The organism is Rickettsiales endosymbiont of Stachyamoeba lipophora (assembly GCF_003932735.1).
In the GTDB taxonomy this organism is placed as follows: Bacteria; Pseudomonadota; Alphaproteobacteria; order Rickettsiales; family 33-17; genus RICK01.
This window is the reverse complement of sequence record NZ_CP033611.1, coordinates 626134-646895: the sequence shown is the minus strand read 5'-3', so window position 1 is coordinate 646895 and position 20762 is coordinate 626134. Positions and strand designations below refer to the sequence as shown.

Here is a 20762-nt window from a genome sequence, read left to right as displayed (position 1 = left end):
CCAAGCAAGCTTTTTGCTAAGCATTAGGTGTTTTAAAGCTTATTATGGTAATAATCCTTATAAATCAATTCTATTACTTCTTTCAGTTGTGCTGCCACGCCATCTAATGAAAATCTTTTTTGAATCAACTCATAAGCATTATTTACAATAGAACTACGCAAATCTTCATTGTTCGTTAGCAGTTTAATATTTTCAACCAGCTCAGCAACACTTGCTTTTTTAAATAATAAGCCATCTTGCCTGTGCTTAATTACTTCATAGGGTCCTTCTGAGGTTGAGCTAATTAATGGGGTAGATCTGACCATCGACTCAATCATTACAATACCAAAAGGTTCATGATGAGAAGGTAATACAAAAATATCAATATCTTTGAAAAATTGCTCCTTGTCGTTGATCCAGCCTGGAAAGGAAATTAATTCAGCTATATTTAAATCTTTAGCTAGTTGTTTTAACTTCGCTTCCTCTTCTCCAGCGCCGCCGATTATAGCCTTAACCGTAATCCCATCTTTTTGTAAATTATGCACTGCTTGAATAATTAGATCAAAGCCTTTCTTAGCTACAAACCTGCCCATACTGCCTAATACTAACGGAGAGTGGAATTTTTTATTCGGGTTGAATTCCTGCATTTTCACCATATTGGGAATATGAAATACTTTATCCTGGTTAAACCCTTGCTTGATAATATGGTCTCTTAATTGGTTAGTAACTGTAATCACATAATCACAAGTTTTTAAATATTTCATATTGTAATTATGGGCAAGACCAATCAGCGGTAATTTATTTTTAGTTACACGTCTTAATAAAGCAATAGGGCGATTGCCATGCGCAATACAAACATCTATTTGTTTTTGGGCAATAATGTTTTTTAATCTTAAGCTAGCTAGAATGTCCCAGTTGGCAATACTATTTAGGGTCAGAAAATTATTATTCAAACTTAATGCCGATTTTAAATGGCATACTGAATTTACGGCAAAATTTTGCGATAAAGCTTCATTATAATCCATAAAAGCTTGTTCAATTCCGCCTAAGCCTTTACTGAGCATACAGTTAAGTATTTTTACCACTTAAAACTTCCTTAATTAAATTAGCTAATATCTCAGCTTTATCAATTTGTGCTTCAATATCAACAACATTTATAATTTTTTGTAAGTTATTTGTTAGCTTAACATAATCTTTGCGAGTGGTAATAAGCTTACAATGAAGATTTTTGCTCAGGTCAACCAGATATTGCTCTGATTCTTGGTTATAATTAAAATGGTCCGGAAAGCTAATAGTTTGCTTTAAGTTACATCCTAAGCTTTGTAAGAATAGAAAAAACTTTTCTGGCCTACCAATGCCGGCAAATGCGATATATTGTTCCTGTGCTGGAATAAACTCGGTTTTAATTCTAGCTATAAATTGAGGCGTATTATAATTCACTTTCAACGGTTGATCATAGCTAATAATTGCATCTATGTCTTGTAAGGCGCAAAGAGGCTCACGTAAAGGGCCGGCAGGCAGCGGCAAGCAATTACCGAATTTATAGTTGCCATCTACCACTACAATCTTAAAATTTGGATTTATATAAGGATTTTGTAATCCGTCATCCATAATAATTAGATCAAATTGTTTTAATGTTTCAATATATTGTATGCCTGCTTTGCGATCACGGCTAATAACGGTGGGGCCAATTTTACTTAAAATTAAGGCTTCATCGCCAACTTCATTTGAGCTTTGGCTGGTGACAAGTAAAGCTTCAGCAATACTGCCTTGATAGCCTTTAGCGAGTATACAAGGTTTAAACCCAAGCTGCTTGCATAATTTATACAACCAAATGGTAATAGGAGTTTTACCACTGCCTCCTACCACTAAGTTACCAACCACAATGATAGGAATAGTATGGTTAATAGGTTTAATAATAATCTTACGTAGGTAAAATCCTAATAAATATAATAAAGATATGGGGGTAAGTAATAAGTTTATTAGACCAAATTGCTGCCAAAACTTAGGTTGCTTGAGACTTAATAAACTGCCACGCTTGTTCACTTAAATTACTATTGTTAGAAATTAATTTTAAAGCATTGTTACCGAGGTCATTACATTTTGAGGGGTTAAGTAATAATTCGGCAAGAGTATCTATTAATTCTTGTTGGTTTGCTATTTTTAAAGCGGCCTTGTGCTCAAAAAGATCATTATAAATATTGGTAAAATTAGTAAATTTAGGGCCGGTAACAATGGCGCAACCAAAATGAGCCGGCTCAATAGGATTATGACCGTTAATATGATTAAATGATCCACCCACGAAAACAATTTTGGAAGTTTTAAAAATATTACCAAGTTCTCCAACTGTATCAATAATATATACTTGAGTGTGCTCACTAATCTGACCTTGAGTCTTAGTATGTAATTCATAAGTTAAGCTAAATCTGGTACATAGGGCGATTACATCACTTAACCTGCTAGGATGGCGCGGCGCTAAAATTAGCAATAAACCTGGCTGGCTGGTAAGCAAACTCAAATGCGCTTTTAATACAATAATTTCTTCATCTTGGTAGGAATGAGTAGAGACTGCTGCCCAATTAGGCCTGCCATGTAAGGACTTCTCAAGTTTTGCTACCATTTGAGAATTAGTTGTTAAAGCGCTATCGACCTTAAGATTACCTAAGTAATGTAGCTTATCTGAGAAGTTAGCAAATTTATCATAATCCACCTTACTTTGAGGTAGAATAAATTTATATTTACTCATAACTAGCTTGGCAATAGCTTTGACTTTCAGCCATTTGGCAAAGCTTTTATCAGAAAGTCTGGCATTTAAAAGAAATATAGGAATGGTTTTAGCTACTTTAAAAACCAAATTGGGCCAAATTTCTGATTCAAAGATAATGACAATATTTGGCTGCCAATGAGTTAAAAATTTATTGAGTGCTTGAGGTAAATCAAGTGGTGCAAATTGATGGATAGCAGGAGCTGGCAGCTTATCCTTAAGAATATCAGCAGAACCTTTGGTACAGCTAGTAAATAATACTTGATATTCTTGTTCTTTAAGGAGGATCTCTACCAGTTTTAATGCGGATAAAGATTCGCCAACACTGGCCGCATGAATCCAAACTAGCTTTCCTTGAGGACGCTGGATATTAGTAACCCCCAGCTTTTCTAAATATCTAGAAGGAATTTCTTTCCCTTTTTTAACCCGATTCATTAAATGAAAGCGAGCAAAAGGCTCAACCAACCAAGTAATTAATTTATATAATTTAATTAATAAAATCATAAATATTCAAGTTTAATATTGGCTAATGTATCTGCTTGTTGGGTTAGTTCTAAAAATTTTTGGTTAAGTTTTATAATTATTTGCTGGGTATCTTCTTTAGCTAGACCCTTTGGCAAGGTAATAGGCTCAGAAACCACTAAGTGACCTTTGCTAAATAATTTAGGCATAATCATTTGATCCCATGAACGGGCTATTTTAGCATTTTGGGTAGCAAAGCAGGCAAAAACTATAGGCCTCTGACTCATCATCGCAATGTCAATTAAATGGCCGCCAAGATGAAAGCACGGACCTCTAGGGCCATCAGGAGTAATAGCAACAGATTCGTTTTTAAGCGTTCTTAAAATTTGCTTGATAGCTTGGAATCCACCTTTACTTGAAGAGCCACGGATAGTATTATAGCCAAGAAAGTGGATTACTTTGGCGATAAGTTCACCGTCGCGATGATGCGAAATTAACACATGCATCAGTTGCGGAGTGGGCCATAATTTAGGCATCATCAGCATTCTGCCATGCCAAAAAACTAAAATAATGGATTGATTTGCAAATTTTTTAAGCTGCTTTTTAGCATCGCCTTGCCATCTGATAGTTAAAAAACACAGTTTAATATAGCAAGCAATTAAGAACGCGAACAAGGTAAGCGTTGCTTGAGATTTTAGGGTTGCTTTAAATCTTTTTTTTAAGTCAAACTTCATTCTTTATTAATAGAATAATATTTATCAGTATCAAGACAGTTTTGCCGTTTATCAATGATAGTGGTAATTACCGCATCACCCAATACATTAATCATAGTAGTAAACATATCTAAAATTCTATCAATTCCAGCAATTAAAGCAACATATTCGGTAGGAAGGCCAATAGCCTTAAGTGCCATACCTAAAAATAGCAATATTCCGCTTGGAATACCAGCTGCTCCAATTGAACCAATGGTACAAGTAACGCCTAATACAAAATAATCAATGAATTGTAACTCTTTACCTAGGCTTTGGGCAAAAAATATGCTGGCCACAGTTAAGTAGATAGCGCCGCCATTCATATTTATAGAGGTTCCAATCGGTAATACGAAATTAATTGAGTTCTTTGAAACACCTAATTTATCATGCATTACGCGCATGATAGTAGTAAGAGTAGCTTTGCTGCTGCTAGTTGAGAAAGCTAAAACTTGCGGTTCAAACATCTTTTTATAAAAAGGTCCAGGATTGAGTCCTGCAAAAACTTTTAAATATACGCCGTATAAAATATATTGAATAAGGCAGCCAACAATAATAGCACCAATTAATTTTACCAAACTGAGCAGTACATCCATTCCTTGAGTGCCCACTGACCAAGCCAGATAGCCAAAAACCCCTATAGGAGCTAATTTTACAATTCCTTCAATCAGCTTAAAAATAACTGCTGACATTTCATGGCTAAGTTTAATTACATTGGCACATTTTTCACGCATGCTTGACATTGCCAGCCCAATTAACACGGTAAAAATAATTACCTGGATAATATTCCCCTCGCACATCGATTGAATGGCGTTTTCTGAAACAAAGCTTTCAATAACACTTAAAATATTATGAGAAGTATGGGGGTCATGAGCCACTTCGGTAGTAATACGGGGGATGGTGGTATTAAGCCCGGGTTTAAGTATTACTGCGGTCACAATGCCAATTACTACGGAAATAAATGCACTAATAAAAAAAGCAACAATAGAATGAACTGCAATAGAGGAGGCTCTACTATTAGAGCCTACTGCGTTAATGCCTGAGATTAATGAGAAGATAATAAGAGGTACAATTACCATTTTAATCAAATTAATGAAAATAGTACCTAGTGGTTTTAAATATTCTGCTTGTTCGTCTAAGATAATGCCAATTACAATACCAAAGAATCCTGCAGCAATGACCTGCATCCACAGGGGCTTTTTAAGTAAATTGTATATCATCAGCTAATAAATTACCTATAGTTTCTTAATACATCATTAAATGATAGGGTTCAATATAAGCAAATTTTTAAGCAATTTGCAACCTTTAATGCTCCTTGCTAGAAAGGTATCTCATCATCCATATCTGCAAAGTTAGATGCAGAGCCTTGATTTTCATGTGAGTTTTCGGAAGTGTTCTGCCCACCGGAGTTTTTGCTATCTAAGATGGTTAAAGTGCAATTATAACCTTGTAATACAATCTCAGTAGTATATTTTTCTACGCCGCTATTATCATTCCATTTTCTAGTATGCAGGCTGCCTTCAATATATAATTTAGAACCTTTGTGTACATAATTTTTAATGATATTGACTAAACCTTCATTGAATATCACAATTCTGTGCCACTCAGTACGGTCTCTTCTTTCGCCGGTAGCTTTATCACGCCAAGATTCAGAGGTGGCAATAGGAAAATTAGCAATCTCTTTATTATCCTGAGTAGTCCTAATTTCTGGGTCTTTACCTACATTGCCAACTAAAATAACTTTATTAATACTACCAACCATAAATTTCCTCTTAGTAAATATATTTATTTTTAATCACTTGTTAATTAATTGAGAAGTGATTATACTTCGCAAGAATTGATACTAGCAAATATAAAATCAGTGGTAAATAATAATATGGAAGAATATATTTCAGTCCGTGGTGCAAAACAGCATAACTTGAAAAATATAAGTATTGATATTCCAAGGAATAAATTAATAGTTATCACCGGCGTTTCGGGTTCCGGTAAATCTTCCTTGGCCTTTGATACTATATATGCTGAAGGCCAAAGAAGATACGTAGAAAGCTTATCGGCTTATGCGCGTCAATTTTTACAATTACAAGATAAACCGGATGTAGAATCAATTAGTGGGCTTTCTCCCGCTATTGCAATTGATCAAAAAACTATTTCCAAAAATCCTCGTTCCACTGTGGGAACTATCACTGAAATTTATGATTATATGCGTTTGCTATATGCGCGCGTAGGTGTGCCTTATTCTCCGGCAACAGGTTTGCCGATTGAGAGTCAGACTGTAACCCAAATGGTCGATATTATTAAAGCTTTACCACATGAAACCAAAATTTATTTAATGGCGCCCATTGCCCGTGGTCAAAAAGGTGAGTTTCGTAAAGAATTTTTGCAATTTAAAAAGCAAGGATTTCAGCGGATTAAAATCGATGGTGAAATTACCGAGCTGGATGAAATTCCAACTTTAGACAAAAAGAAAAAACATAATATTGAAGTTATTGTTGATCGTTTAGTAATGAATGAAGAGCTTGGTAACAGGCTGGCTGATAGTATTGAAACCGCTCTTAAGCTTAGTAACGGCCTAATTGAAGTGGAAATTGTTGAACTGCCAGAAGGTTATGAAGGTGATAAAAAGATAGGTGATATTATTACCTTATCTGAAAGGTTTTCTTGCCCGGTTTCAGGTTTTCAAATAGCTGAAATTGAACCACGTCTTTTTTCGTTCAATAGCCCCTATGGAGCTTGCACTTCCTGTGATGGTATTGGTAAAGAGAATTTCTTTGATCCGGAATTAATTGTACCCAAGCCTTCTTTATCTCTTAAAGAAGGTGCTATTGCACCATGGGCAGAAAATATGTCGCGTTTTCAATTGCAAACATTAGAAAATTTAAGCAGACATTATGACTTTGATATCGAGAGGCCATTCAAGCATTTACCTGATAAAATTAAAAATATCATTTTCTTTGGTAGTGGTACCGAAGAAATAGAAATGACTTATACCGATGGAATCAGAAAGCAGGTGGTGACCAAGCCATTTGAAGGGCTAGTTGGTAATATAGATAAAAGATATAAAGAAGCCGATGATAATAGTTTAAAAGAAGAGCTGGAAAAATATCAATCTACCCGTGCATGTCAGACTTGTAATGGTTATAGACTGAAACAAGAGGCCTTATGTATTAAAATAAATGATCTTAGTATTGGCCAAGTATGCCGTTTTACTATTGGGGATATGACTAAATGGTTTGAAACCTTGCCGGAATATTTAAATGGCCAGCAAAATCAGATTGCCGAAAAAATTATTAAAGAAATTGGTGAGCGCTTACAATTTTTACAAAATGTAGGATTAGATTATCTAACTTTGTCACGCGAGTCAGGAACCTTATCTGGTGGAGAAAGTCAGCGTATTAGGCTTGCTTCGCAAATCGGTTCAGGGCTTACAGGGGTGCTTTATGTGCTTGACGAACCTTCAATTGGATTACATCAGTCAGATAATACTAGGCTAATTAGCACGCTGAAGAATCTAAGGGATTTACAAAATACTGTAATCGTAGTTGAGCATGATGAAGAAACCATGATGGCAGCAGATTACTTGGTTGATGTGGGTCCAGGTGCTGGAGTGTATGGTGGTCAGATTATTTCTCAAGGTACGCCGCAAGAAGTAGCCAATGATCCTAATAGTGTTACCGGCCAATATTTAAAAGGCTTAAAGTATATTGAGATTCCTACAACCAGACGCCAAGGCCATCCTGGCAAATTTTTAATTTTAGAAGGTGCAAGATCAAATAACCTTCATAATTGTGATATTAAAATTCCTTTAGGTACCTTTTGTGCGGTAACCGGGGTATCAGGCGGTGGTAAATCCACTTTAATTATCCACACTCTTTACAAGGCGGCAATTAAAAATTTAGAAGGTGCTAAAGCTATTCCGGGTGAGTATGATAGATTAAGCGGCTTAGAATCAATTGATAAAATTATTGATATTAATCAGTCACCTATTGGTCGTACACCGCGTTCTAATCCGGCTACTTATACAGGGGCCTTCGGACCGATTAGAGATTGGTACGTAGCATTGCCTGAATCTAAAGCCAGAGGTTATAAGCCAGGTAGATTCTCATTTAACGTTAAGGGCGGCAGATGTGAAACCTGTCAAGGTGATGGGGTAATTAAAATTGAAATGCATTTCTTGCCAGATGTTTATGTTAAGTGTGATGCATGCCAAGGTGAACGCTATAACCGTGAAACTTTAGAAATCAAGTATAAAGGCAAATCAATAGCTGATGTGCTTAGTATGACAGTAGATGTTGCTCTAGAGTTTTTTGATAAGGTGCCGTTAATTAAAGAAAAAATGGTAGCTTTGAAAGAGGTAGGCCTGGGGTATATTAAAATAGGGCAGTCTGCTACTACTCTTTCCGGTGGTGAAGCCCAGAGAGTAAAGCTTGCTAAAGAGTTATCACGTAGGTCAACCGGTAAAACGCTGTATATTTTAGACGAACCAACTACCGGATTGCATTCTGATGATATTAAGAAGTTGCTGCATGTACTTCATCAATTAGTTGAATTAGGCAATACTGTATTGGTTATTGAGCATAATTTAGATGTAGTTAAAACAGCTGACCATGTAATTGATGTGGGACCAGGTGGTGGTGATAAAGGTGGTTACATTGTAGCTAGCTGTACTCCTGAAGAATTGATAGAAGTAAAAGAGAGTATCACCGGTCAATATTTAAGAAATTATCTGGTTCAAAAAGGGAAATAATCACAAATTTAACCTATAAATTTATTTTAGGTTAGGCATTATATATTTAACACTACTTGCATATTCTAAATAGTTATTTGAAGGGAAGGTGGGCTGCTGGCTCTAATGTGCTATTAATCATAATGTTAGGTTGATTTTTTAGCAACCAACTTATGAATTTTAAAGCATTGTTCTCTTAACAAGCTTAGAAATGCATAAGTTTTCAGAGAGGTATTTATGGCTAACTTAATTTCATTTAGAGATAAAACATCAGATTTACTCACTTCATTAAGAAGGGAAGTAGATCGCACCATGCAAGATTGGTTTGGACATACCGATTTTGAGCCGAATAGCATTAGATTTATGCCTCATATGGATGTTACAGAAGATGACAAACATATTTTGGTTAAGGCAGAACTGCCGGGGATAAGTCAAAAGGATATAGATCTGAGTATTAATCATAACTTTCTTACTATCAAGGGCAGCAAAAAAGAAGAGCATGAGGAAAAAGAAGCAAGCTATCATATAAAAGAATGCCGTTATGGTAATTTTATGCGTTCTATAGCTTTGCCTATGGAGGTTGACATGGATCATATCTCAGCAGATTTTCAAGATGGTATTTTGCAAGTGGTGATACCTAAAACTGCCAGCAAAGAAAGCTCTAAGAAAATTGAGATCCAAAATAAAGAGTCCAAAAAGCATTAGGTTTTATTTAACTGCAAACAATAGAATATAGATATTTTTAGAAGCAATAAAGCCTAAATTCAAAGTTGGCATAGAGAGTATAATAAGATACGGCTTTTAACGTTAACATTATTTATGTTCTGGTTATTGTATTTATAAAGAAGTCTATTAAATATTAATTCCTAAGTTAAGTAGCATAACGGCTCGGTGTAGCTAACGCCGAGCTTATATTCAAAAATTTAATAATATTTAATTACGCTTACTATAATACGCCTTAATGATTATGCAGGGCTTTATCATTAAATTGTTATAAAATATTTCCGGACATTATTGCTTAAATTTTGCACTGAAAATGTATAAATATTTATCAGATATAGATAGCTATTATATAAGCTATTTTAAGTTTTGTAGGCAATAATACTAAAAAATAGCTTTATGATCGCAATCATTCACATAATCTATTAAATTGAGATTAGTACTATATGAATTCTTTCTTATATTCTGCTGTCAAAGGAAGCCAGGATATTCAGGGAATGTACGAGCTTTTCTGGCTAATTCCCATAATTTAAGTCTGGAGCATCACAGCTGTGAAGAAGAACTTGATGGACTGGATCGAAATTTAAATGAAGTGATGGAAACATTTATGTATGAAATAATTAATATTCAAATTTAGTTGCCTAAAATTTTTTTTAGGTGATTATAGAAATAGGAAATATACTTTTTTAAGTACATAAAAGCTTTAATAGTTTGAGGTAAATGATGAAATTTGGGGCACAAAACGGCCACTTAGATAATAAGCCGGCAATTGTACTAGTCATTGGTAATGAAAAAGGTGGGGCAGGTAAAACTACTACTGCTATGCATTTAATTTCTAGTTTAATTTGCTTAGGCTTTAAGGTGGCAAGTATTGATGTTGATATCAGGCAAAGAAGCTTAACCAGATATATTGAAAACCGCCAACAAACTATGAAAGTAGAAAATAGTAATCTGCAATTTCCAGAGCATTTTGTTATTCCCCTAAGCAAAATAGAAGATATTAAAGTACGTGAAGAAGAGGAAATGAGATTGTTTAATGAAGCATTTGATCAATGCCAACATAATGATTTTATTGTGATCGACACACCGGGTAATAATACTGCGCTTTCCAGTCTTGCTCATTCTCATGCCGATCTTATTATTACGCCCCTTAATGATAGTTTTATTGATTTAGATGTTATAGCTAAAGTAAAACCGGATTTATCAATTGAGCGTCCTTCGCATTATGCGCAAATGGTCTGGGAATATAAAATGAAAAAGGCTGCCCGCAATCAAGAAACTATAGAATGGGTAATAATTAGGAACCGTTTAAGCAATATTGATGCTAAAAATAAGCGTAATGTGAATGAGGTTTTAAGTAAGCTCTCACAGCGTTTAGGTTTTAGTTATATCGCTGGATTTTCAGAAAGGGTAATTTTCAGGGAATTGTTTTTACAAGGTCTTACACTGCTTGATTTAGAGCAGCAAAATATTCAGCTGAGTATGTCGCACATTGCAGCACGCCAAGAACTGAGGATGTTTTTAAAAAGCTTAAAATTAAAAAAAATTGAGGAAGCGTTAAGCGGTTCAGATTTGATGTTTAAAGCCGATGATAATACTGAGGCAGCATAATGATATTTGCGTTACTTGCTATTAAATTTTTGATTGCCAAATATTTTTATAAATTAAATTATATAAATTATAATCAATATTTGGCTGCTAAGTGGTTTATTGGGTTACTATTTTTGTTGCTTATTTTTGGGGCCAAAGCCTTATTATTAGTAATAATATTGCTGATCATTTTTAATATAATAGGTAAGCAGCAAATATTTGGACCCAGACCTCAACCATCAAACTTTCAGACTCATTACTCAAATAATGGTATGAATAAAGATGAAGCGCTAAAAATTTTAGGTATTACAACTAGCAATCCTAGCAGGCAAGAAATTAATAATGCTTATAAGCAAATGATGAATAAATTTCATCCTGATAAGGGTGGTAGTGACTATTTTGCAATTAAAATTAATCAGGCCAAGCAAATTTTACTAAAAGACTTATAGCTAACTTATAAAATATTTGTTATAATTCCCACTAATTTAAGGTAGTTGAGTCACTGCAGGTATTGGTAATACAATGCTTGAGGAAAGTCCGGACTCCAAAAGGCAAGATGCCGGATAACGTCCGGCGAGGGTGACCTTAGGGAAAGTGCCACAGAAAATATACCGCATAAAGGTGCTTAGGTGTTTTTTATGTAAGGGTGAAAAGGCGAGGTAAGAGCTCACCGCTAAATTGGTAACAATTTAGGCAGGGTAAACCCCATCTGGAGCAAGACCAAATATAAACAGTTTTTAAGGCGTGAGCCTTAAAATCCTTTGTCTTTAGGATATACTGTTTGGGTAGGTTGCATGAGCTTGTGAGTAATTACAAGCCAAGATGAATAGTGACTGCTGATTTTTTCAGTACAGAATCCGGCTTATAGACTACCTTAAATTATCTATTTATTCAAAATTACCGTGTATTATTCATTAAAGCTGTAATGTTGCTAATCTGATGTAGCTAAGGCCTGCTACAAGCTTAATATATGTGTAACTGCCGAGCCTTAGGTTGGTGCTATAGTCAATTTTTATTCGCATTGAATAGCTAATAATTATCTTTGTCTAAATCCTCTAGATTGTTCTGTAGCATAGTTCATTGCATGGTATGGTAGCTGCTCACTAGCTTGCATTTGAACTAAAATAGCTCCTTTAGCTATTAATGCGTCTGCGGTGGTTTTATAAGGTTTGCCGTTTACAGGATTGTAAACCATATTAGTATCCTTTAATTGAGCCACTATGCATCCTGACAGTCCACGATCCACATTGGTAGCATAATCTTGATTATGATCACCAACCATAATTTTAAGGCCATTTCCCTGGTTAAAATAGGAATCAAGAAGAACTGACCTGGAAGCCCGTGATGCTAAATGTACATTGCAAATATTAAAAGGTTGATTGCCATGATTACTTTGAAATTGAGTAGTGATGAATCTGCCTTGTTGTTGAGGATCAGCCTGAGGTTGTTGATTATAATGTTGAAGATGAAATTTGTGAATATTATAGAAAGTCATAAGCCCTGAACTAGTGCCATTTGTTTGCTGGGCATCTGCTAGAGCTAAACCTAATTTATTATGGGCAAGACTTGGATAAGCTCGGTTATTGGCTGTAGGGGCTTCTTGTAAGCATATAAAGTCTATATTAAAGCTTTGCCTCATTTCAGCAATTATATCACTTAATTTGGATATTCGTTGTTGATATTGTGAGTCATTTTCTATGATACCAAAACCATTATTAAAGCCGCCATTTTGAAACTTACTACATTTATTCATAATATTAAAAGATAGTACTCTTTTGCCGTCTACTTCATAGATTTGTGGCAGATGGTCAGATAGCTTACCTTGTAAAATATTGGCTTGAAATTTTTGTAGTTTTGTTAAATTTCCCCCTGTAAATACTGGCCCGGTATCTTGCTCCTGATGTTGGCTAGGAGAATGGTTAGATTGCCTGGTTTTAGTTTTGTTTTTGTTTGGAGCGCGCTCTTGAGTGCGAGTACGCTTATTGGATATAAAAAAGTTATATATGCTTGCTATAAGTTTAATAGCTGCATAAGTTATGGACACAGCTATAACAAGGGCAATTAGAATACCTAAAAACATAAAAATAACCTGTAAGCTTAAAAATATTAATTCACCATTAACATTACCATAAAATTAAACGTTTGTTAATAGAAAATTGTAATGTATAAAAATATCAAGCTTCGTTGTAATAAATTCCTTAGAAAATCAATCAAATGCATAAAAACAGATTATAAAATAATTTCTGTGTTTAGGTGGCATATAAGGTTATTTGGTTTTGGGTAGCAGGTTATAAGGTAGACTGTTTAAAAAAACAGTCTACCTCGAGAGTGCTCTACATTACTGTAACTCTAATGAGTATCAAACCCTGAGAGTTAACTAGCAGGCAGTTAAGGTTTGATTGTTGCTTAACGGAATTTCTTTGCGTTTAGCGTGGTTGCCGGGTCTAAATGGTTCACCAGTTTTAATATAAGTGCAAAGGAGCACATATCTAAATCCATTAGATTGGTTCATATTCGAAGCATGTACTAAATTACCGTGAATAAAAAATGCAGCGCCCTTAGGCACTATAGCATTAATTGGTTTATAAATTTCTGGAATGACCACTTCTTCATTATTAGCATTAGGATCTTGCCCGGCAGAATTTTCTACCCTTATTTTACGTGTAGGTAGAATATCTTCTTTATGAGTGCCGGGATAAGCTATAAGTCCGCCATTTTCATAAGAAGTATCAGTTAAGGCAACCCAAGCTGAGGCAAACACCTCTTTACCAGCTTCAACAAAAAAATTATCCTGATGAGATGCAAAACCTCTGGTACCTGGTTTACAAAAGAACATTTCTGTCTGTAAGCCTGATACATCTCCGCCTACGAGAATAGACATAATTTCAACTAATTTAGGATGTGCCATAGCTTCAAGAAATAATTTATCATGACGATGTGGCATCATTAAAGGTGCAAAGACTTCGTTACCTAAATCTTCTTTAAGTTTAAGGCCATTTTGAATAATTTGATCGCAAAGGTCGGAGTTAAAAATATTTTTTTCAATAAAATAACCATTTTCTTGATAAAATTTTAATGCAAGCTCTCTGTCTTTAAAAAATGATAAATCTTGATTCATAAATTTTTCATGCCTTATAATGGAATTTGTTAAGTAATATACAATTAATAGTTTTTAACGGTTACTTGTCAAGCTAAATTGGAGGAGAACTACTTAGGAAAATCCTATTAAAACACTCAAGAAATAAGCCCTATAACTACCCTTCGATAAATCGAAACGCCAGCTGAGAGAAAGGTAATGATTAATATCAAAAAGAGCTGGTTAGCTGCATTAGATTTGATAAATATTTCTTATAGAAAGGCATTGTTGCCTTCCAGTTTTAAAATATTTTTTGAAATATACCAACTTTTTGCCAGGGTATTTGTTCGTTCTCGGCTAACAATATTATTAAAGCTCCCTTACTTAAAAACCTTCAAAAAACCTAGTTAAAAATAATTGAAGTTGCGTTCAGCTCCAACTCCAGGGTCTAAGCCTAATAAAAACTTGGCTTTTACCTCTCTGAAATTTACTGCGTATCCACCATCTTGTGCAACATACGCAGTAATCTTTGTTGGTACTATTAGTTATCTACCACCACTAATAGTCAATGTAGTGCCTGAGATGTATCTGGCTGAATCTTGGCAAAGCCAATATGCGGTATTAGCTACATCTATAGGATAGCCTGCCCTGCCTAAGGGCAATGTTTTCAGTAACTCTTCAGGTAAAACTTCTTGTTCATCTTTAATAATTGCAGGGCTAATATTATTTACCCGGATATGATATTTACCAACTTCGCGCGCAAAACCTAGAATAAAACTATTTAAGGCTCCTTTAGAAGCTGAGTATAAGGTCATTTGGTTACCGCCAAACTTTGCTGCTTCAGAAGAAATATTGATAATCGAGCCACCATTTTGGCGCATTAATGATAATAAACCATGGCAAAGCTTAAAGGTGGCATTAGTATTAGTGAAAAGAATTTGATCTATTTCTTCCCAACTATATTCTTCAACAGGCCTCCTGGCGGGTAACATAGCTCCATTATTTATTAAAACATCAATTGAGTTAAAATTACTGCTAAGATACTCTACAAACCTTAATAGCTGAAGATTATCAGCTAAATCAAGTTGATATTTAGTAATGTTATGGTTACCTAAGTCGCTAGCCAGCGTTTCTGCTTTAGTATAGCTAGTGTGATAGGTAAAAACGATATTAAATCCCTGGCTATGGAAGAGTCTTACTATGCTTTCGCCAATAAGGCTGGTTCCACCTGTAATCACTAAAGTTTTGCTCATGCGAGTTCTTTTGCTGGTGGTAAATGAACCTCTTCAGTAAAAGCGTTATAACGCTTGCCGGCTTCATCTTTAAAATTTATATACCAGTCAATAGTACGCTTAATCCCTTCTTCAAGTGATGTCTTGCATTCAAAGCCATATTTGTTGGCACGTTCCATATCCATAATGCGCTTAGCGTCGCCCTTTGGTTTAGTTGGATCAAATTTTAATTCAACCGGACCATGAGGTGCATATTTACATACAATTTCTGCAACTTCCTTAATAGTAGCCCCACTACCGCTGCCTAGGTTAATAGGTTCATTAATACCCTTTTCAACCGCTAACATCATACCGCGAGCTACGTCATCTGCAAAAATAAAATCTCTAATCGGAGAACCATCACCCCATACGGTTAGAGGTGCTTCCCCACTCATTACTCGATGAATTAATGAAGGAATTACCATTGCATTATTAGGATCAAAATTATCATAAGGGCCATAAACATTTGCTGGACGAACTATAGATATTTTGTCCCAATCATATTCAATTTTATAACTTTCTGCCTGTAATTCTCCCATTCTTTTTGCCCAACCGGCAAATCTATCATTAGGTGAGGGGAAAGTTGACCAAACAGAGTTTTCATAAAAAACTTCCGCAGGTGCATATACGCCGACCGAGCTAGTAAAAAGATATCTTTCAGCGCCCTGCCTGCGTGCTGCTTCCATCATGTTAATATTAAAACTCATGGTAGGTACAAAAAAGCTTGCCGGGCGCTGAGCAGTCATTGCAGGTGAACCTTTTACTCCTGCCAAATGAAATACAATCTCTTTATCCGTACAGGCAGCCATACAGTTAGAAAACTCACGCAGATCCGTATAAACAAATTTAGCACCTAGAGGAATGCGTGAAGCATCATCAAGTGAAGCTACGGTTACATGAGCTCCGGCGTCAATCAACATTTTAACTAGTGGTCTACCTATTAAGCCAGTTCCGCCAGTCACTAGAACGGATTTTCCTTTATAAAAGTTCATTGATGTTTTCCTTAGGTTTGAGAGTTTGAGGATTAATATTTTCTTTCCACCAGCTTAGAGTGTGGGCAATACCATCATCTAAATTAATTTGAGGCTGCCAGCCGAGCTCGCCTTGGGCAAGTGAACAATCTAGCGCCAAGCTGGTTTTAATAGTAGGTTGAGATAAATCATGCTCAATTTTAAGGGTTTTACTAGAATGTTTAATAATTTTATGAACCAGATCTTTAATAGAGGTTGCAACCCCTAAGCCGCAATTATACAATCTAAATTTCTCTGGTTGCTTCAATAAAGCAAGTTCAATAAATCTGTTTAAATCGCTTGCATGTAGCAAATCACGTTCTTCTTCGCCGGTTCCCCATACGCTAATTTTATCTTCGGCCAGCATAACTTTAGATACTGTAGCGCCAAATACATGGCTGCGTTCAAAATCAAACTTATCATAAGGACCATAAATATTGGAATGCCTAATTACAGTATATTTAGTTTCACCAATACCTGCAAAAAATTCGGCCATTTTTTCAATATAAACTTTAGTATTGCCTACGCCGAAATAACGGGGATGCATAGGTTTATTTGCATCAAAGTCCTCTTCTTTAAGTAAAGTTTCGCTAGAATGATACATTACCGTACAGCTAAAAAATACTACATGTTTAATTTTTTTTTCAAATGCAGTTCTAAATAAATAAGAATTCATTACCGCATTATCAGTTACATGAATATATGGTTTGGTTACAATATCTTTAGCACCAGAGGTGGTAGCTGCTGCTTGAATAATGATATCTACGCCATTTACTACTCTTTCAATATCAGCAGGGTTTCGTAGGTCGGCATGATGCCAAGTTACATTCGGAACGTCATAGGTAGGGCGGTTAAAATGTACTGCATGCACTTCATATTCAGGTTTGTTGCAGAAATAATTTACAGCATTTCTACCAATAAAGCCGGTAGCGCCGCATATTAGTATTTTTTGTTTAGACATTTGCAGCGCTCATTTCTAAATTTGAAGTGTGGTTAGCATGTTCTTTAACAAACTGCTTGATGTGATTCGTAATATACAGGCAGGCCTCTTCATTCATGGCATGATGGCAGCCTACAGCAATACCGTTATCCATAATATTGTTACTATTTTCTAAAGTACTGCCGATTTTATGTTCATACATTTGAAGTGCTGGATGTTTTGACATATTGCCAGCAATAATGGGTCTGTTTTCAATATTTTGGGCATGTAAATATTTGCCCAGCTCATTTTTGGTGAATTTAGCCTTTTCTTTTAAAATTAATGAGAAACCAAACCAGGTACTTTCTGATTCTGCAGTAATATTTTGGAAGGAGAAAAGATCGGATAATTCTTCCAACTCACGGCGTAAAATTTTAGCATTGTTTTTTCTAACAGCAATTAAATCATCAAACTTTTTAAATTGCTCAATCCCCATAGCAGCTTGTATCTCAGTGAGCCTTAAATTGTAACCTAAATTGATAAAAATAAAGCGTGGATCAATGTCAGCATGCATTTGCTCATATTTTTCTCTTTCATCAATTTGCCTGGTCCAACCATGGGCGCGTAACACTCTCATAAGCTCAGCTAGTTCAAAGTTATTAGTTACGCTAATGCCTCCTTCAAGAGTAGTAATATGATGGGAATAATAAAAGCTAAAAGTACCGATATCGCCAAAAGTGCCAACATACTTACCCTTATAAGTAGCTCCCATTGATTCACATGAGTCTTCAATAATAAATAAATTATGCTTGCGGGCTAGCGCCATAATTTCATCCATATGGCATGGATTGCCATAGACGTGTACTAACTTAATAGCTCTGGTTTTAGGAGTAATAGCTTGCTCAAGTTTATTAAGATCAAGATTAAAAGTATTAATATCACAATCTACAAAAACTGGAATTAGCCCACATTGGATAATCGGCCAAACAGTAGTAGACCATGAAAGAGCAGGCACAATTACCTCATCGCCTGGGCGTAAATGGTCTTTAAAAGCGGGATTAGTCAGGGCAGCTACGGCAAGAAGGTTAGCAGAGGAACCAGAGTTGTTGGATACTCCATATTTATGGCCAAATTTGGTACAATAATTTTCTTCAAATTGTTTAACTCTTGGGCCCATAGTCACGTTAGTGCTCATAAGCTGTGCAATTAACGCATTAATTTCTTCTGCGCCAAAAGTTGGTTCATGTAAGCGCACAACTGGATTATTAGGATTAAACTGAAAGTTGTAATTCTTTTTACAATATTCGATAACGTTTTCAAAAATATTTTGGATATGTTGGTCCATTTTGCTGCCTTTTTACTTAAAAAACTTATTTTAAAATCTATAAAATAGTGATAGTTCTATCAAAACCAAAAGTAGAAAACAATCAAAAAAGTTGTCATATGCAAAAAGATTCTCAAATATTAGTTACAGGTTTTAGTGGGTTAATTGGGAGTAGCTTAACTCATCAATTACAGCAAGAGGGTTATAAAAATCTAATTTTAGTGGCATCAGGTGATGCTGATTTAACTAATCAGCTAGAGGTAGAGCGACTATTTGAGCAAAAGCGACCTGAATATGTATTTCATCTGGCTGCAAAGGTAGGTGGTATTGTAGCTAATAATACGCTTACGGCCGAATTTATTTATAATAATACTCAAATGCAGAGTAATGTGATTAATGCAGCTTATAAGTATGGTGTCAAAAAATTATTGTTTCCAGGTTCGGCTTGTACCTACCCGCGTGAAATTGCTCAGCCGATGAAGGAAGAAGCTCTGTTTACAGGGAAAGTAGAACCAACCAATATTGCATATGCTACTGCTAAGCAAAATGGTATTATTATGTGCCAGGCATATCATAAGCAATATGGGTTTAATGCGATCGTACCTATGCCTACTAATGCTTATGGTCTTAATGATCATTATGATCCTAATAATTCTCATGTAATCCCTGCACTTTTACAAAAATTACACCAAGCTAAAATTAATAATGATTCCCAAGTGGTGATATGGGGAAGTGGGAAACCATTACGCGAATTTATTTTTGCCGATGATGTAGCAAACGCTTTTATTTTTCTGATGCATAATTATAACTCACCTGAAATAATTAATGTGGGGACGCAGCAGGAAATTTCAATTTTAGAGCTTGCCAGATTGATAGCTGGTATTGTTGGCTTTGAAGGAAAAATTATAAATGATGTTTCTAAGCCGGACGGTATTCCACGCAAATGTTTAGATTCTACTAATTTATTTGCCATGGGCTGGCAACCGAAAACTTCTTTAAAAGTAGGAATCGAAAAAGTTTATACCAAATTTAAACAGAATGCGGCTGAGTTGGTTTAAGTAGATTTAGTGTTAATAAATTTCCCCAAGAATTAATACAAGGGGAAATTTATTATTTAAGGTGGTTATTTTTAATGAATATTAAATGTTAATAAATCCCTTTATTACCAGTAAATTTTCCTTTTAAGTCAAAAGCACGTTTTGTTGTAATAGGTGGCTTGGTAGTTAAGCTTGTATGGCTAGTTGGAGTAATAGGTTGGGGTTGCCTACTTTGTGTTACTTGCGCCACATGTGAAGAGCTTCCCTCTAATCCGCCATTACCTAACAATTTTCCTCTAAAATCAAAAAATGGCGTTGTAGTAGTTGCAGCTGTTAAATTAGAAGCTTCTGGATTTTTACGATTATGTAACTCAACTGGCTTTTCTGCTGGCACGGTAAATGAAGCCTGCTGTGGCGATGGAAAGGCATTATCATTAGCAACTACCTGGGTTAAATATTGATAAATTTCATGATTGTAAATACTTTCGCTGCCTGCCATATTTTTAGCTGATTTAATGATATCTATGGCACCTTTAGCAATATAATGGGGTACTAACAATTTCACTAGTTTTGCATTTTCATTATTTATAGCTGCTGTGAGAGGATTAGTGCCAAGGGCGCTATGTAAAGTTACATCAACTCCACTCAATAATAATATTTCCACTGCCTCAAAATGGTTAAGTGTTACCGCATATTCTAATGGAGTAGCATTTAATTGTTGCTTGGTCTCTTGGTTTATAATTGGCCCGCCTTGAACATCCTGGTCTGCTCCCATCTTAAGTAATTCTTGAATAACAATCTGATGACCATTTTGGGCTGCTAAATGTAAAGGAGTAAGGTGTTTACTATTTCTAGCGTTTATCAAAATATTTTTTTGAGCTGAATCGAGTCCTAATATTATAATTAATGAGTGAAAATCTCCTAACGAAGCAGCAAGATGCGCAGCAGAGTCACCAAATTGATCCATCTCATATAAGCAGTTACGATTTTCCATTAATAATTTTTTTACAGCAGGCCCTCCTTGCTTTACCGCTTGATGTAATATAGGTAAAGTTTGTGGAGAAGAGCTTGCTTGTTGTTTAAAATTAGTTTGAGTATTATTATATTGGGGCATCTTTCTCTCCTTAAGTTCTTGTTT

At 35.3% G+C, this 20762-nt stretch carries 18 protein-coding genes and 1 other RNA gene; 6 read left to right on the top strand and 13 right to left on the bottom strand.

The window, feature by feature from the left end; translation table 11 throughout:
* Positions 1–32: 32 nt before the first annotated feature.
* The 6 genes from EF513_RS02875 to ssb form a co-directional block, all read right to left on the bottom strand.
* Complete coding sequence (locus tag EF513_RS02875; protein ID WP_125215913.1) at positions 33–1064, bottom strand: glycosyltransferase family 4 protein; 1032 nt, start codon at positions 1062–1064, stop codon at positions 33–35.
* Positions 1048–2025: a tetraacyldisaccharide 4'-kinase gene (gene lpxK / locus EF513_RS02870; protein ID WP_125215912.1), complete on the bottom strand. Its 978-nt coding sequence runs from the start codon at positions 2023–2025 to the stop codon at positions 1048–1050. Before lpxK ends, EF513_RS02875 begins: the two co-directional genes overlap by 17 nt.
* Entirely contained in the window at positions 1985–3247 is a 1263-nt protein-coding gene (locus EF513_RS02865) for a 3-deoxy-D-manno-octulosonic acid transferase (protein ID WP_125215911.1), read from the bottom strand. The genes lpxK and EF513_RS02865 overlap by 41 nt, the downstream gene beginning before the upstream one ends.
* The gene (locus tag EF513_RS02860; protein ID WP_125215910.1) at positions 3244–3939 is read right to left on the bottom strand and encodes a lysophospholipid acyltransferase family protein; all 696 of its coding nucleotides are present in this window, start codon (positions 3937–3939) and stop codon (positions 3244–3246) included. Before EF513_RS02860 ends, EF513_RS02865 begins: the two co-directional genes overlap by 4 nt.
* A complete protein-coding gene (locus EF513_RS02855) occupies positions 3936–5174 on the bottom strand; it encodes a dicarboxylate/amino acid:cation symporter (RefSeq protein WP_125215909.1) in 1239 nt (412 codons plus the stop codon). The genes EF513_RS02860 and EF513_RS02855 overlap by 4 nt, the downstream gene beginning before the upstream one ends.
* A gap of 98 nt (positions 5175–5272) precedes the next feature.
* Positions 5273–5716 carry a single-stranded DNA-binding protein gene (gene ssb, locus EF513_RS02850; RefSeq protein ID WP_125215908.1) on the bottom strand — a complete coding sequence of 148 codons (444 nt, stop codon included), beginning with the start codon at positions 5714–5716 and terminating at the stop codon, positions 5273–5275.
* Positions 5717–5830: 114 nt separating this feature from the next.
* Here ssb and uvrA point away from each other — a divergent pair, with 114 nt between their 5' ends.
* The 5 genes from uvrA (at position 5831) to rnpB (ending at position 11868) form a co-directional block, all read left to right on the top strand.
* Complete coding sequence (gene uvrA / locus EF513_RS02845; protein ID WP_125216845.1) at positions 5831–8698, top strand: excinuclease ABC subunit UvrA; 2868 nt, start codon at positions 5831–5833, stop codon at positions 8696–8698.
* Positions 8699–8914: 216 nt separating this feature from the next.
* Entirely contained in the window at positions 8915–9382 is a 468-nt protein-coding gene (locus EF513_RS02840; protein WP_125215907.1) for an Hsp20/alpha crystallin family protein, read from the top strand.
* A 738-nt stretch (positions 9383–10120) separates the two neighbouring features.
* A complete protein-coding gene (locus tag EF513_RS02835) occupies positions 10121–11008 on the top strand; it encodes a division plane positioning ATPase MipZ (protein ID WP_125215906.1) in 888 nt (295 codons plus the stop codon).
* The gene (locus tag EF513_RS08040; protein ID WP_241208589.1) at positions 11008–11436 is read left to right on the top strand and encodes a DnaJ domain-containing protein; all 429 of its coding nucleotides are present in this window, start codon (positions 11008–11010) and stop codon (positions 11434–11436) included. Before EF513_RS02835 ends, EF513_RS08040 begins: the two co-directional genes overlap by 1 nt.
* 37 nt (positions 11437–11473) lie before the next feature.
* An RNA gene (gene rnpB / locus EF513_RS02825) (RNase P RNA component class A) lies at positions 11474–11868 on the top strand.
* Between the two features lie 155 nt (positions 11869–12023).
* Here the strand turns inward: rnpB and EF513_RS02820 are convergent.
* From EF513_RS02820 to EF513_RS02795, 6 genes are all read right to left on the bottom strand, one after another.
* Entirely contained in the window at positions 12024–13067 is a 1044-nt protein-coding gene (locus EF513_RS02820; protein ID WP_125215905.1) for an endonuclease/exonuclease/phosphatase family protein, read from the bottom strand.
* Positions 13068–13364: 297 nt separating this feature from the next.
* Positions 13365–14105, bottom strand: a complete 741-nt coding sequence (locus tag EF513_RS02815; RefSeq protein WP_125215904.1) for a phytanoyl-CoA dioxygenase family protein — start codon at positions 14103–14105, stop codon at positions 13365–13367.
* A gap of 503 nt (positions 14106–14608) precedes the next feature.
* Positions 14609–15316: an SDR family NAD(P)-dependent oxidoreductase gene (locus EF513_RS02810; RefSeq protein WP_125215903.1), complete on the bottom strand. Its 708-nt coding sequence runs from the start codon at positions 15314–15316 to the stop codon at positions 14609–14611.
* Complete coding sequence (locus tag EF513_RS02805; protein WP_125215902.1) at positions 15313–16326, bottom strand: NAD-dependent epimerase/dehydratase family protein; 1014 nt, start codon at positions 16324–16326, stop codon at positions 15313–15315. Before EF513_RS02805 ends, EF513_RS02810 begins: the two co-directional genes overlap by 4 nt.
* Positions 16313–17305 (bottom strand): NAD-dependent epimerase/dehydratase family protein, encoded by a 993-nt coding sequence (locus EF513_RS02800; RefSeq protein WP_125215901.1) that lies wholly within the window; start codon positions 17303–17305, stop codon positions 16313–16315. The genes EF513_RS02805 and EF513_RS02800 overlap by 14 nt, the downstream gene beginning before the upstream one ends.
* A complete protein-coding gene (locus EF513_RS02795) occupies positions 17298–18608 on the bottom strand; it encodes a DegT/DnrJ/EryC1/StrS family aminotransferase (RefSeq protein WP_125215900.1) in 1311 nt (436 codons plus the stop codon). The genes EF513_RS02800 and EF513_RS02795 overlap by 8 nt, the downstream gene beginning before the upstream one ends.
* Positions 18609–18706: 98 nt before the next feature.
* Here EF513_RS02795 and EF513_RS02790 point away from each other — a divergent pair, with 98 nt between their 5' ends.
* On the top strand, positions 18707–19645 hold the full coding sequence (locus EF513_RS02790) for a GDP-L-fucose synthase family protein (RefSeq protein WP_125215899.1): 939 nt from the start codon (positions 18707–18709) through the stop codon (positions 19643–19645).
* An 88-nt stretch (positions 19646–19733) separates the two neighbouring features.
* On the opposite strand, the gene EF513_RS02785 is transcribed toward EF513_RS02790, so the two are convergent.
* Entirely contained in the window at positions 19734–20738 is a 1005-nt protein-coding gene (locus EF513_RS02785) for an ankyrin repeat domain-containing protein (RefSeq protein ID WP_125215898.1), read from the bottom strand.
* Between the last annotated feature and the right edge of the window lie 24 nt (positions 20739–20762).